Annotated in this window: 14 protein-coding genes; 3 read left to right on the forward strand and 11 right to left on the reverse strand. The window is 61.4% G+C overall.

What is annotated here, in order from left to right; all coding sequences use genetic code 11:
- Positions 1–21: 21 nt before the first annotated feature.
- A complete protein-coding gene (locus tag IE095_RS03195) occupies positions 22–1,041 on the reverse strand; it encodes a ribose-phosphate pyrophosphokinase (RefSeq protein ID WP_189410187.1) in 1,020 nt (339 codons plus the stop codon).
- 93 nt (positions 1,042–1,134) lie between these two features.
- Here IE095_RS03195 and IE095_RS03200 point away from each other — a divergent pair, with 93 nt between their 5' ends.
- Positions 1,135–1,728 (forward strand): 2-hydroxychromene-2-carboxylate isomerase, encoded by a 594-nt coding sequence (locus tag IE095_RS03200; protein WP_189410188.1) that lies wholly within the window; start codon positions 1,135–1,137, stop codon positions 1,726–1,728.
- Between the two features lie 91 nt (positions 1,729–1,819).
- On the opposite strand, the gene IE095_RS03205 is transcribed toward IE095_RS03200, so the two are convergent.
- The 6 genes from IE095_RS03205 to IE095_RS03230 form a co-directional block, all read right to left on the reverse strand.
- On the reverse strand, positions 1,820–2,872 hold the full coding sequence (locus IE095_RS03205; RefSeq protein ID WP_189410189.1) for a threonine aldolase family protein: 1,053 nt from the start codon (positions 2,870–2,872) through the stop codon (positions 1,820–1,822).
- Positions 2,872–3,327 (reverse strand): YcgN family cysteine cluster protein, encoded by a 456-nt coding sequence (locus IE095_RS03210; protein WP_189410190.1) that lies wholly within the window; start codon positions 3,325–3,327, stop codon positions 2,872–2,874. The genes IE095_RS03205 and IE095_RS03210 overlap by 1 nt, the downstream gene beginning before the upstream one ends.
- A 65-nt stretch (positions 3,328–3,392) precedes the next feature.
- Positions 3,393–4,316, reverse strand: coding sequence for a bifunctional riboflavin kinase/FAD synthetase (locus IE095_RS03215; protein ID WP_189410523.1), 924 nt, complete (start codon positions 4,314–4,316; stop codon positions 3,393–3,395).
- A 40-nt stretch (positions 4,317–4,356) separates the two neighbouring features.
- A complete protein-coding gene (locus tag IE095_RS03220; protein ID WP_189410191.1) occupies positions 4,357–5,253 on the reverse strand; it encodes a TIGR01459 family HAD-type hydrolase in 897 nt (298 codons plus the stop codon).
- 9 nt (positions 5,254–5,262) lie between these two features.
- Positions 5,263–5,673 carry a GNAT family N-acetyltransferase gene (locus tag IE095_RS03225; protein WP_189410192.1) on the reverse strand — a complete coding sequence of 137 codons (411 nt, stop codon included), beginning with the start codon at positions 5,671–5,673 and terminating at the stop codon, positions 5,263–5,265.
- Positions 5,673–6,593 (reverse strand): manganese-dependent inorganic pyrophosphatase, encoded by a 921-nt coding sequence (locus IE095_RS03230; protein WP_189410193.1) that lies wholly within the window; start codon positions 6,591–6,593, stop codon positions 5,673–5,675. The genes IE095_RS03225 and IE095_RS03230 overlap by 1 nt, the downstream gene beginning before the upstream one ends.
- A gap of 76 nt (positions 6,594–6,669) precedes the next feature.
- Between IE095_RS03230 and IE095_RS03235 the strand changes: the two genes are divergently transcribed.
- Entirely contained in the window at positions 6,670–7,449 is a 780-nt protein-coding gene (locus IE095_RS03235) for an MBL fold metallo-hydrolase (protein WP_189410194.1), read from the forward strand.
- Between the two features lie 454 nt (positions 7,450–7,903).
- On the opposite strand, the gene IE095_RS03240 is transcribed toward IE095_RS03235, so the two are convergent.
- The 3 genes from IE095_RS03240 to IE095_RS03250 form a co-directional block, all read right to left on the reverse strand.
- Positions 7,904–8,911, reverse strand: a complete 1,008-nt coding sequence (locus tag IE095_RS03240) for a hypothetical protein (RefSeq protein ID WP_189410195.1) — start codon at positions 8,909–8,911, stop codon at positions 7,904–7,906.
- Positions 8,912–9,450: 539 nt separating this feature from the next.
- A complete protein-coding gene (gene groL, locus IE095_RS03245) occupies positions 9,451–11,088 on the reverse strand; it encodes a chaperonin GroEL (protein ID WP_189410196.1) in 1,638 nt (545 codons plus the stop codon).
- Positions 11,089–11,190: 102 nt separating this feature from the next.
- Positions 11,191–11,478, reverse strand: coding sequence for a co-chaperone GroES (locus tag IE095_RS03250; protein ID WP_189410197.1), 288 nt, complete (start codon positions 11,476–11,478; stop codon positions 11,191–11,193).
- Positions 11,479–11,684: 206 nt separating this feature from the next.
- Here IE095_RS03250 and IE095_RS03255 point away from each other — a divergent pair, with 206 nt between their 5' ends.
- Complete coding sequence (locus IE095_RS03255; protein WP_189410198.1) at positions 11,685–12,707, forward strand: TraB/GumN family protein; 1,023 nt, start codon at positions 11,685–11,687, stop codon at positions 12,705–12,707.
- 18 nt (positions 12,708–12,725) lie between these two features.
- Here the strand turns inward: IE095_RS03255 and IE095_RS03260 are convergent, their stop codons facing one another.
- Entirely contained in the window at positions 12,726–13,178 is a 453-nt protein-coding gene (locus tag IE095_RS03260; protein ID WP_189410199.1) for an NUDIX domain-containing protein, read from the reverse strand.
- Positions 13,179–13,193 lie beyond the last annotated feature (15 nt).

Below are 13,193 nucleotides of genomic sequence, written 5' to 3' on the forward strand. Positions count from 1 at the left end.
TGCGCCGGTCAGGCCGACATCCTAATCTCGCGAATACATGCCCTCATAAATCGGGGCAAGGGTTTCGGTCTCAAACAGCGACGACACACTTGTCCCGTTCCAGATGTTCAGGATCGCCTGCGCGAAAATTGGGGCCGTCGGCACAATACGGATCGACTTGCAGGCTTTCACCTGATCCGTCGCCTCGATGCTGTCGGTGATCACCAGCGATTTCAGCACCGATTTCGTGATCCGCTCCACCGCCGGGCCGGATAGGACGCCGTGGGTGATATAGGCATGCACCTCAGTCGCGCCGTTTTCCATCAGCACTTCCGCCGCTTTGCACAACGTCCCCGCCGTGTCGCAGATGTCGTCCACCAGAATGCAGCTTTTGCCTTCGACGTTCCCGATCACGGTCATTTCCGCAATCTCGCCCGCCTTTTCGCGGCGCTTGTCCACGATCGACAGCGGCGCATTGATCCGCTTTGCAATTTCCCGGGCCCGCGCCACACCGCCGACATCTGGGGAAACCACCATCAGATCGGCCATCTTGCCCTTGAAATTATGCTCGATATCCAAGGCGAAAATGGGCGAGGCATACAGGTTGTCCACCGGAATATCAAAAAACCCCTGAATCTGTGCCGAATGCAGATCCATCGTCAGAACCCGCTCAATCCCCGATTGGGCAATCAGATTCGCCACCAGTTTCGCGCTGATCGGCGTGCGCGCCTTGGTGCGGCGATCCTGCCGCGCATAACCGAAATAGGGGATAACCGCGGTGATCCGCCCTGCCGACGACCGGCGCAAAGCATCAGCAATGACCAGCAGTTCCATCAGATTGTCGTTCGCCGGGTTCGATGTCGGCTGGATGATGAACATATCCTCGCCGCGGACGTTTTCGTAAACCTCGACGAAAATCTCCTGATCGTTGAACCTTTCCACCCGCCCATCGACGAGATTGACCGACATGCCCCGGTGCATCGACATGCGGCGGGCAATGGATTTGGCAAGCGGAAGATTGGCGTTCCCAGAGATAAGCTTGGGTTCGGTGATGGCGGGCATGGGGCACCTTGCGCGGATTCGGGAGCGTTGACACCGCTTATCACCGGGTTACGGTCTTGGGAACCGAAGGCCAGTCATTGGGGGCGCTAACAGATGCAGATAGATTACTTTTTTGCGACGATTTCGCCTTTCGTCTATCTGGGCGGCGCCGAGTTTCAGCAGGTGGTTGAACGCAACGGCGCGACTGTTCGCTTTATCCCGCTGGACGCCCCCGCCCTGTTTCCCCGCACCGGCGGGCAGGTGCTGGCCGAACGGCATGACAGCCGCAAAGCCTACCGCCTGCAAGAACTGCGGCGGCAAGCGGCCAAGCGAGGGATGCCCCTGAACCTGAAACCTGCGCACTTCCCAGTGAACCCCGCGCCGTCCTCCTACGCGGTCATTGCCGCGCAGAATGCGGGCGGCGGCGATCTGCACGGGCTGGTGCAGGGCTTTGGCCGCGCTGTCTGGGCCGAGGGGCAGAACATTTCCGACGATGATGTGATCCGCGACATTCTGGGTGCCAACGGTTTTGACCCAAAACTCGCCGACCGCTTCATGGTGGCCGAGGCGGAAAGCTATGCGGCCAATCTGGAAGAAGCCGTGGTGCGCGGCGTCTTCGGCGTGCCATTCTTTGTAGTGGGCGAGGAGAAATTCTGGGGCCAAGACCGCATCGCCGATCTGGACCTGCACCTGCAAGGGAAACTCTAACCGCGCGACGATGGGCCAATGGCCCATCCTACCGGCGGCATTTCGGTGATTGCGCACCCGTAGGATGGGCAATCTGCCCATCTTCCTCCCATCAACCCCGAACGGCCGCAACCATCGCGTCAATCTCGGCATCCGTCGTGGACCAACTGCACACCAGCCGCGCCGCCAAGGATTCCTCCCCCGGCCCCTCCATCGACTGATCCCCCGGCCACAAATAGTAATGCGCCCCCGCCGCCTGCGCCCGAATATGCCCCGAACGCGGCCAGGCGGCGAAGACCGCATTCGCTTGCGTCGGATGAACAAGGCTCGCCCCCGGAATCGCCGCAATCCCCTTGGACAAACGCGCCGCCGCCGCATTGGCCCGCCGCGCGTTTTCCAGCCACAGATCATCCGTCAGATAAGCCAGCATCTGCGCCGACAAATAGCGATGCTTGGAAAACAGATGCCCTCCCCGCTTGCGGCGCAGTTCAAACTCCCACGCTTTCGTCGGATCAAAGATCACCACCGCCTCAACCCCCAGCAGCCCGTTCTTGGTGCCGCCAAAGGACAAGACATCGATCCCCGCCTTCCATGTCATTTCCGCAGCCGAGCAACCCGCACTCACCAAAGCATTGGTGAACCGCGCCCCGTCCATATGGCTGGGCAGGCCATAGGCCTTTGCCTCTGCCGTCAGCGCTGCCACTTCGGCAGGCGTATAAATCGTGCCATTCTCGGTCGAATTCGTCAGCGACAGCATCCCGCGCTGCACATTGTGAACCCCCGCCCGCGCTGTAAAGCCCAAGGCCCGGCGCAGCCCTTCGGGCGTCATCTTGGCGTGATCCCCGTCGATCAGGACCAGCTTGGACCCGCCCGTATAAAACTCCGGCGCGCCGCATTCGTCTTCTTCGATATGGGCAACCCGATGGCAATAAATCGCCCCCCAAGGCGGGCAAAAGGTCGCCAGCGACAGCACATTCGCCGCCGTTCCCGTCGCCACCAGATAGACCGCCGCCTCCGGTGCCTCGAACACCGCACGCACGCGGGCGCGGACCGCTTCCATCACCGTGTCGTTGCCATAGGGCATCTGCGCCCCCGTGTTGGCCGCCGTCAGCGCCGCCAAAACCTGCGGCGGCACGGGGCTGGTGTTGTCGGATGCGAATTCCATCAGGGGGCCTCTTCGATGATATAGTCTTCCCAGTCTTCTTCCGGCACTTCAAATTCGGGGATCGTCCAGCCCCGCACCGAATGGCCCGACAGATGCACCGACATCGGATCGCCGGTTTCCAGCGGATGCCAAGCGGGCAGGGGGTCACCCTGATGCAGCAGACGGTAAGCGCAGGTCTGCGGCAGCCAATAGGCCACCTCGGGCAGTTTCGACGGCGACAGCGTCACGCATTCCGGCACGAACTGATGCCGGATCGGATATTGCGCGCATTGGCAGGTTTCCCCATCCAGCAGGCGGCAGGCGATCCGCGTGAAATGCACCTCATTCGTGTCCTCAAACTCCAGCTTGTTCAGGCAGCATTTGCCGCAGCCGTCACACAAAGCCTCCCATTCGGGCTTGGTCATCTGGTTCAGCGGAACCGTCTTCCAGAATTGGGGGCGAAGGCGTTGGGTCATCCGGGCAGCGTGGCGCTTTTCACAGTCGAAGGGAAGGGCACCGCCCCATTTGGGGCGGATCAGAACTAAAGAGCCGTCAAAATCCGCCGGGCTTCGTCGCAATCGGCATTCATCTGGGCAATCAGCGCGGGCAGCCCGTCGAATTTCAACTCGGGCCGCAGATATTCGACCAAGGCCACCGAAAGATGCTGGCCATAAAGGTCGCCCTTAAAGTCAAAGATAAAACTCTCAAGGTTCGGCAGGTTTTCCCCGAACATCGGCCTTGTGCCCAAGGACGCCGCCCCATGATAGCGCCCCAGCTGCGGCCCGGTCAGGATATCGACCGTCACGGCATAGACCCCCAGACGCGGCAGATGCAGCCCCGACAGCGCCATATTGGCGGTCGGAAAGCCCAGCTCCCGCCCCCGCTTTTCGCCATGCAGCACCGGGCCATCAATCCGATGCCAATGCCCCAACATCCGGGCCGCATCGCGCGGGCGGCCTTCGGTCAAGGCCAGACGGATGGCGGTTGAGGAAACCTCGATCCCATCCAACGCCACAAGGGGGGCTATCGTCGTCTCAATGCCTCGCGCCGCGCAAAGCCGCTCCAGATCAGCCGCGCGCCCTGCCCGACCCTTGCCAAAGCAAAAATCGCTGCCCACCACGACATGCGACACGCCTAGTCCCTTGGCCAGCACCTGATCCACGAATGCCTCGGGCGAAAGCCCCGCCAGCGCCTTGTCAAAGGCCAACTCATACAAATGCCGCACGCCCAGCTTTTCCAACCGATGCGCGCGGGATTCGGGGTTCATCAACCGAAAGGGCGGCGCGTCCGGCTGAAACACCTGACGCGGATGGGGTTCAAAACTCACGATCCCCAAGGGCGCATCCCGCCTTGCAGCATCAATCACCGCCTGATGCCCCAGATGGACCCCATCGAAATTGCCCATAGCAACCGAGGCCCCGCGCGCAGCGGGGTCGGTCAGTGGCCAATGGCGGTGGATATTGATCATGGCTTTCTATCGCGCGCGGCTTGGCCAGTTGCAAGGCTCAGCGCAGGCGACCCATCGCATAGGTTGCCACCTGTTCGCGGGCATCCAGATAATCCTGCAAGCGCAAGGCATCCGGGTTTTCCACATCCGCCCCGAATTCGGCGTGGGCCAACCCGCCGGTGATGAACAGACTGTCCAATCCCTCCTGTTGCCCGCCCAGGACATCCGTGCTGATGCCATCGCCCACGCAAAGGATCTCTGCGTCGTCGATCACCCCGCCGTTCAAGGCTGCCAACCGACGCCGCGCCAGATCATAGATCGGCGGATGCGGCTTGCCGAAATACAGCGCCTCGCCCCCCATCTCCTCATAGGCCTGCGCCAAGGCCCCCGCGCAATAGACCCGCTTTTCGCCAATATCCACGATGATATCCGGGTTCGCACACAGCAATGTCAGCCCATTTGTCTTCGCAAGCAGCAGTTCCGCGCGGTAATCCTCGGGCGTCTCCGTCTGATCATCCCGCAGCCCCGTCACGATCAAGCCCTCGGCCTGCGCCAAAGCCACCCGCTCCAAGGCCGGGTTCTGCGCGGCGATCACCTTCAGATCCTCGGACAATTCGCTAAAGAACGACTCGTCCTTTGGCCCCCCAATATGATGCACCTTGAACCCCACCGCCCCCGTCAGCGCCGCATATTGCGCCGCATCCCCGGACGAGGCGATGTCGTCCCAAGCATCCCTTGGCACGCCCAAACCATCCAACTGCCGGATCACATCCGAACGCGGCCGTGGTGAGTTCGTCACCAGAATGACCCGCCCACCCCCAGCCCGGAAAGCCTGCAAAGCGGCGACGGCGGCGGGATAAGGCCGCTTGCCATCATGCAGACAGCCCCAAAGGTCGCAGAACAACGCGCGATAGCGCCCGTCCAACCCTGCCAGCGATGCAATCACCTCGGTCATGTCTTCTCCTTAGAACCGCTTGGCATAGAAATAGCGTGTGCTGCCTTTCGGATGGTCATCCACCTGACCCACCCGAAGGTAACCCGCCTTTTCATAAAAACCGGGGGCCTGAAAGGCAAAGGTGTCCAACATCACCCCCGCCTTGCCCGCCTCACGCGCGACCGCTTCGCATTGCGCCAAAAGCCCCGCCCCAGCGCCCCGGCCTCGCCCTTCCGGCGACAGCGCCAGCCGCTCCAGATAAACCCAATCCAGCGTATGCCGCGCCGTCAGCCCACCCAGAAAAACCCCGTCCTCCCAGGCCTCCAGCGCAATCCGCCCGCCCGGCCCAAAGGGAAACCCCTGATCCGTCGCATGGTCCGACAGCAGTGCCAAAAGACGATCCGACAGCGCCGGATCGTCCGAAGGACGAATGTCCACCATTACAGCTTCAACGCCGGAATGATCTGCTTCTTGCGGCTCATGATCCCCGGCAGAACCACCGTGTCGCCCGAAACCGAGCAGCCAAACGACGCTTCCGCCATCGTTTTCACCAGATCATTCGGCACCAGCAAGGTCGCTTCTTCTTTCAGGATGTCCACGATGAACAGCAGAACCTGATCCGCCCCGTCCTCTTTCGCAACACCCGGCATTGCCGCCATCAGCGCGTCTTTCCGCGCGATCAGAACCTGCGGTGCCGTGGTTTCCAGCACCGAAACCCGCAATTCCTTGCCGTCCACATTGTATTCCTTGCTGTCCATCCGCAGCAGTTCCGCATCGCTGAACGCCGAAACGTCCGACTTTGCCGCAAACATTTCCGCCGAAAAATCAGCAATCGACACGCCCAGATCCGCCGCCAGCTTTTCAGCCACAGCGCGGTCATGCGGCGTCGTCGTCGGCGAACGGAATTCCAGCGTGTCCGACAGAATGCAGGACAGCATCGCGCCCTTAATCCCGCGTGGCGCTTTCGCCAGATCGTCGCCCATCAGGTCATGCATGATCGTCGCCGTGCAGGCCAAGGGGCGGATCGTGATGTCGATCGGCGTCTTCGTCTTCAACCCGCCCACCAGCATATGGTGGTCAATGATCCCCATCAGGTTCGCCTCAGCAATCGACGGCGGCAGTTCGGCGGGGTTGTTCGTATCCACCACCACGCAGGCCTGCCCAGCCGCCACATCCGCAATGATCTCGGGCTTGGCCAGATCCCAATGCCGCAGCACAAAGGCCGCTTCGGTGTTCGGCTCACCCAAAAGCACCGCTTTCGCAGGCGTGCCTTTGATTTCCGACAGATACCAAGCCCAGATGATGGGCGAGCCGGTGGAATCGGTGTCGGGCGACTTGTGGCCGAAGACGAGGGTTGTCATGGTGCGAACCTGCAAAGATTGGGAATTTCGCTGCGGCTTATAGGCAAGCCCAGCAGCAATGTCACGGGGGCACGATATGCGCATTGTCCGGCAAGGGCCAAGGTTCGTCACCGCCGAATTGGGCGATATCACCGTCACGGCCCTTTGTGACGGCACCGTCGCCGTGCCGGCCGACGGCCTGCGCGAAGGCGCGCATCCCGTGCTGGGGCCGACCAGCCTGCCGATCTGGGCCTTTCATCTCCAAGGGCCAGACGGGGCCTTGCTCATCGACACCGGCGGCGGGGCCACCGAAACCACCACCGGCGGACTTTACCGCGCCATGATGGAGGCTGGCCTTGACCCCCGCGCCATTGCGCAGGTCGCCCTCACCCATCCGCATTTCGACCATATGGGCGGCCTCATCGGTCTGGCCCGCCGCGAAATCCTGCCCGGTCTCCGCCGCATCTGGGTTCCGGTCGAAGATATGGCCCTTTACCGCGCCCGCATCGGCGACAGCCCCTTGGGTGAAATGACCATGCCCTTGGAACAGGGTGACGGGCCGATGCGTGGGGTGGTGGCCGTGCAACTGCCGGGTCATATGGCGGGCCATATGGGTTTTCTGGTCGAGGGGCGTTTGATGATCATGGGCGATGTCATCCATGTTCCTGCCGTGCAATTCGCCGATCCGCAAATCACTTGGGCCGACGATGCCGATATGGGACTGGCCCGCGCCACACGACTTTCGCTCTTTGAACGCGTCGTGAACGAGGGGCTGATGATCGCGGGCAGCCATCTGGACCATCCCGCGATGGGCTGGCTCCTGCGCCGGGATCAGGGCTATGGCTTTGACCCGTTGGGCGACAACCCCACGGCTTGACCGGCGGCTTTCACCGCCGGTCTTGGGCTTAGCGCACCGAGGGTGGCCTGCGCCTTGGGGCCTGATGCGCCGGGCGGCCCGGACCATGGCCCGGCTTCACCAGATTGCGGTCAAACCCCGTTTTTTTCGTTCCTCCCGGCGGTGTGGCCGGGCGCAACGGGGCAGGGGGGACGGCAGCGGGGAATGACGCCCCAAAGGGCGGCTCGAACGGTTTTTTCGGCATGATGTTTCCTGTCAATGCAAATTCAGATCACCCGCCTGTAGCGGGGCACGGCATTCCATGATCCGGTCGGATCAGATGTCGGTGAATTTATAGTCCATTGGCAGGGCACTCCCCATTTTCGGATAGGAGAAACCTAGGGCACCCATCCCCCGCCGTCAACACAAACGCCTGATCAAAGCAAAAAGCCGGGGCACAGACCCCGGCTTTTCCATTCTCGAAACCCCACAAGTCTTACTTGCGATGCCCCACATATTCATTCGCCAGCGAGAAAATCCGCCCGGTCACATGGCTGGAGAACGCGCCAAACGCCGTCTTCTTGCCATTCGTCATAAAGATCACCGATTGGTTTTGCAGGATCGGCGACCGCATCATCACCAGCTGCGAACCCGGCATCAGATGCGCCGTTTCCTCGACCCAGGCCTTCATATCCTTGGCGATTTCACCGCCCAGATCGAACCAGCCAGCGGCATCATCGGTGAATTCCAGCACCGCCCCATCTTCGTCGATCATCATCGCCAGATCGCAATGCTTGGCCACGGCACCATAGAACCGTTCCACCACTGCCGTATCCACCATCGGCGCGGTCGCGACCGCCGCCGCTGCCGCAGGGGCTGCCGCCAACGCGCTGGCGACCGATGCCATCACCGCCGCAGGTTGGGCCGCTTGCCCTGCCGCCGCTTGGGCCGCGGCGGCCATCGCCGGTTCGCGCGCCGAAGGCGCTGCTGAAGCGCCGCCCGAAGGCGCCGCAGGTGCCGGGGCCGCACCCGGCCCGCGTGCGACTTCCGGCACCACGGCGGCTGGCACGACGCCGAACATATCGCAGGCAAAACGCCATTCCGCCGCTGGGAAACCATCGGTCTTGGGCGGATAAGTCACGGGCGAAGGCCGCGACACCATGTCGAATTCCCCGGCACGCGACACAAAAGTCGTCAGGATTTCTGCCAACAGCTTCAGTTGCCCGTCCAGCTGATTGTAGTCCCGCTCGATCCGCGACGCGATAGCCCCGCGCCCGTCGGTGTCGGGTGTCAATTCGATCAGACGCAGAACCTTCTTGTTCTGAACGTCAAAAATCACCTGCGCGTCGCCGATGGCCAATGTCAGCCGCCGCGCCGCCGTGGTCTGGTCGATCTCATAGAAAAACGCCTGAAGACGCCCATAGGGAGTCGCCAAGTTAAACGACGTATCGTCGCCTGCGCCGCCGCCGCCACCGATCAGCTTGCCCAAGGCTCCTTTCAACATCGTCCTGCTCCTTTTCCCGTTTCGCCCGATGTACCACGTTCAACAAAGGCTGCCCTCACGGCCACCCCGTTGAAACTTCACTCTGTTCGAACCGGATCACGCCCCTATCGGCCGCTGCACCGTTTCAACACTCATAACCAACACAGGACAGATTCGGCCTCTCGCCATTTGAACCCACACCCGAGCCAACAGCTAATCAGCAATCATGGCACAATTGGGGACAGTCTGTCACAAATCCATAGTTAATCCCAAGATCGTTTCTTCATGGCAGGAAACACATCCGCAGCCGCGATTTGGTGCGCTTTCGCCCGCAAACGCCAGAATCCGCAAACCTTTGCTTAAATTGTGATGTAATTCAGCAGAACATCGCACTTTCCTCGGCGCATCGGCCCAAGCCGTCTTGGCGGGCTGTTTCTGTTGGCCTGACAATTTCGGCAATTGTCAGGCCGAAAATCCGACTGCGCCCAGGTTTCGAATCGCCAAGAAAAAGGGCGGCCCAAGCGGGGCCGCCCTTCCTGATTCTCGCAGCGATCCGGCGATCAGAAGTCGCCCATACCGCCCATGCCGCCACCGCCCGGCATCGCCGGGGCTTTGTCCGCCGGTTTGTCGGCGATCATCGCTTCGGTGGTGATCAAGAGCGACGCGACCGAGGCCGCATCTTCCAGCGCCGTCCGCACAACCTTGGCCGGGTCGATCACGCCGAACTTGAACATGTCGCCATATTCTTCGGTCTGCGCGTTAAAGCCAAAGGTCTTGTCGCTCGACTCGCGGACTTTGCCCGCCACGACAGCCCCGTCCACACCTGCGTTCTGCGCGATCTGGCGCAGCGGTGCTTCCAAAGCGCGGCGCACCAAGGCGATGCCGGCGTTCTGGTCGCTGTTCTCGCCGGTCAGGCCTTCCAGCACTTTGCCCGCTTGGATCAGCGCCACGCCGCCGCCCACAACGATGCCTTCTTGCACGGCAGCGCGCGTTGCGTTCAGCGCGTCATCGACGCGGTCCTTGCGCTCTTTCACTTCGACTTCGGTCATCCCGCCCACGCGGATCACCGCAACACCGCCCGCCAGTTTGGCCACGCGCTCTTGCAGTTTTTCGCGGTCATAGTCCGACGAGGTTTCTTCGATCTGGGTGCGGATCTGGGCGACACGCGCCTCGATCTCGGCCTTGTCGCCAGCGCCGTCAACAATGGTCGTGTTGTCTTTGTTGATCGACACTTTCTTGGCGCGGCCCAGCATGTCCAGGGTCACGTTTTCCAGCTTCATGCCCAGATCATCGCTGATGACCTGACCAGCGGTCAGGATCGCGATGTCTTGCAGCATGGCCTTCCGACGGTCGCCAAAGCCCGGTGCCTTCACCGCAGCAATCTTCAGACCGCCGCGCAGCTTGTTCACCACCAGCGTCGCCAAGGCTTCGCCTTCCACGTCTTCGGCGATGATGATCAGCGGCTTTTGCGACTGGATCACCGATTCCAACAGCGGAACCATCGGTTGCAGCGACGACAGTTTCTTTTCGTGGATCAGGATCAGCGCGTCTTCCAGATCGGCGACCATCTTGTCCGGGTTCGTCACGAAATAGGGCGACAGGAAGCCACGGTCGAACTGCATGCCTTCGACGACTTCAACGGTCGTATCCAGACCCTTGTTTTCTTCGACGGTGATCACGCCTTCGTTGCCGACTTTCTGCATCGCTTTCGCGATTTCCTGGCCGATGAAAGCCTCGCCATTGGCCGAGATCGTGCCGACCTGTGCCACTTCGGCGCTGTCCGACACCGGACGGGCTGCACCCTTGATCGCCTCGACAACCTTGCTGGTCGCCAGGTCGATGCCGCGCTTCAGGTCCATCGGGTTCATGCCAGCGGCCACCGCTTTCATGCCCTCTTTGATGATCGCTTGGGCCAGAACCGTTGCGGTCGTCGTGCCGTCGCCGGCTTCGTCATTGGTGCGGCTGGCGACTTCTTTCACCATCTGCGCGCCCATGTTTTCGAACTTGTCCGACAGTTCGATTTCCTTGGCAACCGACACACCGTCTTTGGTGATCCGCGGTGCGCCAAAGGATTTCTCGATGACGACGTTCCGGCCTTTCGGGCCCAAGGTCACCTTCACCGCATCAGCCAGCACGTTCACGCCGCGCAGCATCCGATCGCGGGCGTCGGTGTCGAATTTCACGTCCTTAGCAGCCATTTCGCTTGCTCCAGTCTGTGGATAGGTTTGAATTTGTAGGGTGGGCGAAACCCACCATCAGTCATTCGTCAAGGGTGGGTGAAACCCACCGTCCGAAAGCGATCAGGAAATGATCCCCAGAATGTCGCTTTCTTTCATGATCAGCAGTTCTTCGCCGTTCAGCGTCACTTCTGTGCCCGACCATTTGCCGAACAGGATGCGGTCGCCTGCTTTAACCGACGGTGCGATCAGCTCGCCCGAATCCTTGCGCGCGCCTTCGCCGACCGAGACAATCTCGCCTTCTGCCGGTTTTTCCTTGGCGGTATCCGGGATGATCAGCCCGCCCTTGGTTTTTTCGTCCGACTGGACGCGGCGGACCAAAACACGGTCATGCAGCGGTTTGAAAGCCATCTGGTTAACTCCCTCGGGTTCCAGGTTGAATAAGATTGGCACTCGATTGTCGCGAGTGCCAACAGCGGGGCATTTAGGCAGGCCCAAGGGCGCTGTCAACCACGCTGGCATGGAACGGCCGCGCAAAATTTTGATGACAGCGTGATCGCGCTTGGTGGAACCGCCCGACCTGTGCAAGGCTTTGCCCAACAGGTGCAGGAGTATCCATGAAATACGCGTCCCTTCCCCGGCTGATTCTCGCCACGGCCCTGATGTTTCTGGCGGGCGCAGGCCTTTTACGGGCAGGATGTGAAGGCGGCGTTAACCTGCTGACCACCATGCCCTCCGACAAGCGCGCCGAGATTGAGGCTGTGACCATGGCCGCCCCCTTCCCGCAGGGGAATCTCTGGCAGGCCACGCGGGATGGGCAAACGGTGACGATTCTGGGCACTTATCATCTGGATGACCGGCGGCATGACGCGATTATGCAATCCGTCGCCCCCCTCCTTGATAAGGCCGGGCGTTTGCTGGTTGAGGCTGGCCCCCAAGAGGTGCGCCAGCTCAAGGCCCATATGGCGCGCGAACCCGGCATGATGTTCCTGACCCAAGGGCCCAGCCTGATGGAACAACTGCCCCCTGACATCTGGAAAAAGCTGAAAACCGCCATGGCCGCCCGGCAGGTGCCGGGCTTTATGGCCGCCAAGTTCCGCCCTTGGTTTGCCGCCATGACGCTTTCGGCCCCGCCCTGCATGGCCTTGGACGCGGCCCGCGAAAATGGGCTGGATATGCGACTGATGAAACTCGCCGCCGAAAAAAGCCTCTCGGTGCAGGCGCTGGAACCCTATGACACGCTCTTCAAGATGATCGACAGCCTTTCGGCTGAGGATCAGATCGAAATGATCGAAATGTCCCTGCAAATGGAAAGCCATATTCAGGACATGACCTTCACCACCGCCGAGGAATATTTTGCCCAGAACAGCCGTGTGATCTGGGAACTGACCCGCGACAATGCCCTGGCCCAAGCCAGCGACCGCCCCGGTTTCACCAAGGCCGACATCACCGCCGATTTCGATCTGATGGAAAAGGTCATGCTGACCGAACGCAACGCCGCATGGATTCCGGTGATCGAAGAGGCCGCCGATAAGGGCACGGTCTTTGTGGCCTTCGGTGCGCTGCATCTGTCCGGCGATACGGGCGTGTTGCATCTGCTGGAACAGAAGGGCTGGACCATCGAACGCCTGCCCCTGTGATTTCCAGCAGGGTAGGGGTCAGAACACGATCCGCTCCAGCGGATCATAGGCCGCTGCCGCCTTGCCCCAGGCCACCGCAACCAGACTGTCCGGCTTGAACCGGATCGACCCCATCTCGGACTGCGCAAAGAACCGGCGGCGGTTCACAACCCCCTCGGGGTCGCGCCAATCGTCGGACACAATGCCCCCCACGATCTGGCAGCGAAAGAAAATATCCACCTGATGAAAACCGCTGCTGGGATCGTGGAATTCATTCACCAGCGCCGGTTCGCCCACAGCAATCCGCAGCCCCGTCTCCTCGAACACCTCCCGCGCCAGATTGTCCGGCAGGCTCGCCCCGGTTTCCACCCCACCCCCCGGCGCGCACCACAGGTCGGATTGCCCGCCCGGAAAAGCATTCACCAGCAACAGCCGGTCGTCTTGCAGGATCAGGGCACGAACAGCCAGACGCGGTGACTTGGGGCGGGGCATGGTTTTCCACACTTG

This window comes from Neogemmobacter tilapiae (assembly GCF_014652215.1).
GTDB classification, from domain to species: Bacteria; Pseudomonadota; Alphaproteobacteria; order Rhodobacterales; family Rhodobacteraceae; genus Neogemmobacter; species Neogemmobacter tilapiae.

Bases quoted from the DNA above. Each gene is read 5' to 3' on its own strand.
- IE095_RS03220 (WP_189410191.1), bottom strand. From the start codon at position 5,253: ATGACCGAGGTGATTGCATCGCTGGCAGGGTTGGACGGGCGCTATCGC.
- IE095_RS03225 (WP_189410192.1), bottom strand. From the start codon at position 5,673: ATGGTGGACATTCGTCCTTCGGACGATCCGGCGCTGTCGGATCGTCTT.
- IE095_RS03205 (WP_189410189.1), bottom strand. From the start codon at position 2,872: ATGGAATTCGCATCCGACAACACCAGCCCCGTGCCGCCGCAGGTTTTG.
- IE095_RS03195 (WP_189410187.1), bottom strand. From the start codon at position 1,041: ATGCCCGCCATCACCGAACCCAAGCTTATCTCTGGGAACGCCAATCTT.
- IE095_RS03255 (WP_189410198.1), top strand. From the start codon at position 11,685: ATGAAATACGCGTCCCTTCCCCGGCTGATTCTCGCCACGGCCCTGATG.
- IE095_RS03235 (WP_189410194.1), top strand. From the start codon at position 6,670: ATGCGCATTGTCCGGCAAGGGCCAAGGTTCGTCACCGCCGAATTGGGC.
- groL (WP_189410196.1), bottom strand. From the start codon at position 11,088: ATGGCTGCTAAGGACGTGAAATTCGACACCGACGCCCGCGATCGGATG.
- IE095_RS03230 (WP_189410193.1), bottom strand. From the start codon at position 6,593: ATGACAACCCTCGTCTTCGGCCACAAGTCGCCCGACACCGATTCCACC.
- IE095_RS03250 (WP_189410197.1), bottom strand. From the start codon at position 11,478: ATGGCTTTCAAACCGCTGCATGACCGTGTTTTGGTCCGCCGCGTCCAG.
- IE095_RS03260 (WP_189410199.1), bottom strand. From the start codon at position 13,178: ATGCCCCGCCCCAAGTCACCGCGTCTGGCTGTTCGTGCCCTGATCCTG.
- IE095_RS03240 (WP_189410195.1), bottom strand. From the start codon at position 8,911: ATGTTGAAAGGAGCCTTGGGCAAGCTGATCGGTGGCGGCGGCGGCGCA.
- IE095_RS03200 (WP_189410188.1), top strand. From the start codon at position 1,135: ATGCAGATAGATTACTTTTTTGCGACGATTTCGCCTTTCGTCTATCTG.
- IE095_RS03210 (WP_189410190.1), bottom strand. From the start codon at position 3,327: ATGACCCAACGCCTTCGCCCCCAATTCTGGAAGACGGTTCCGCTGAAC.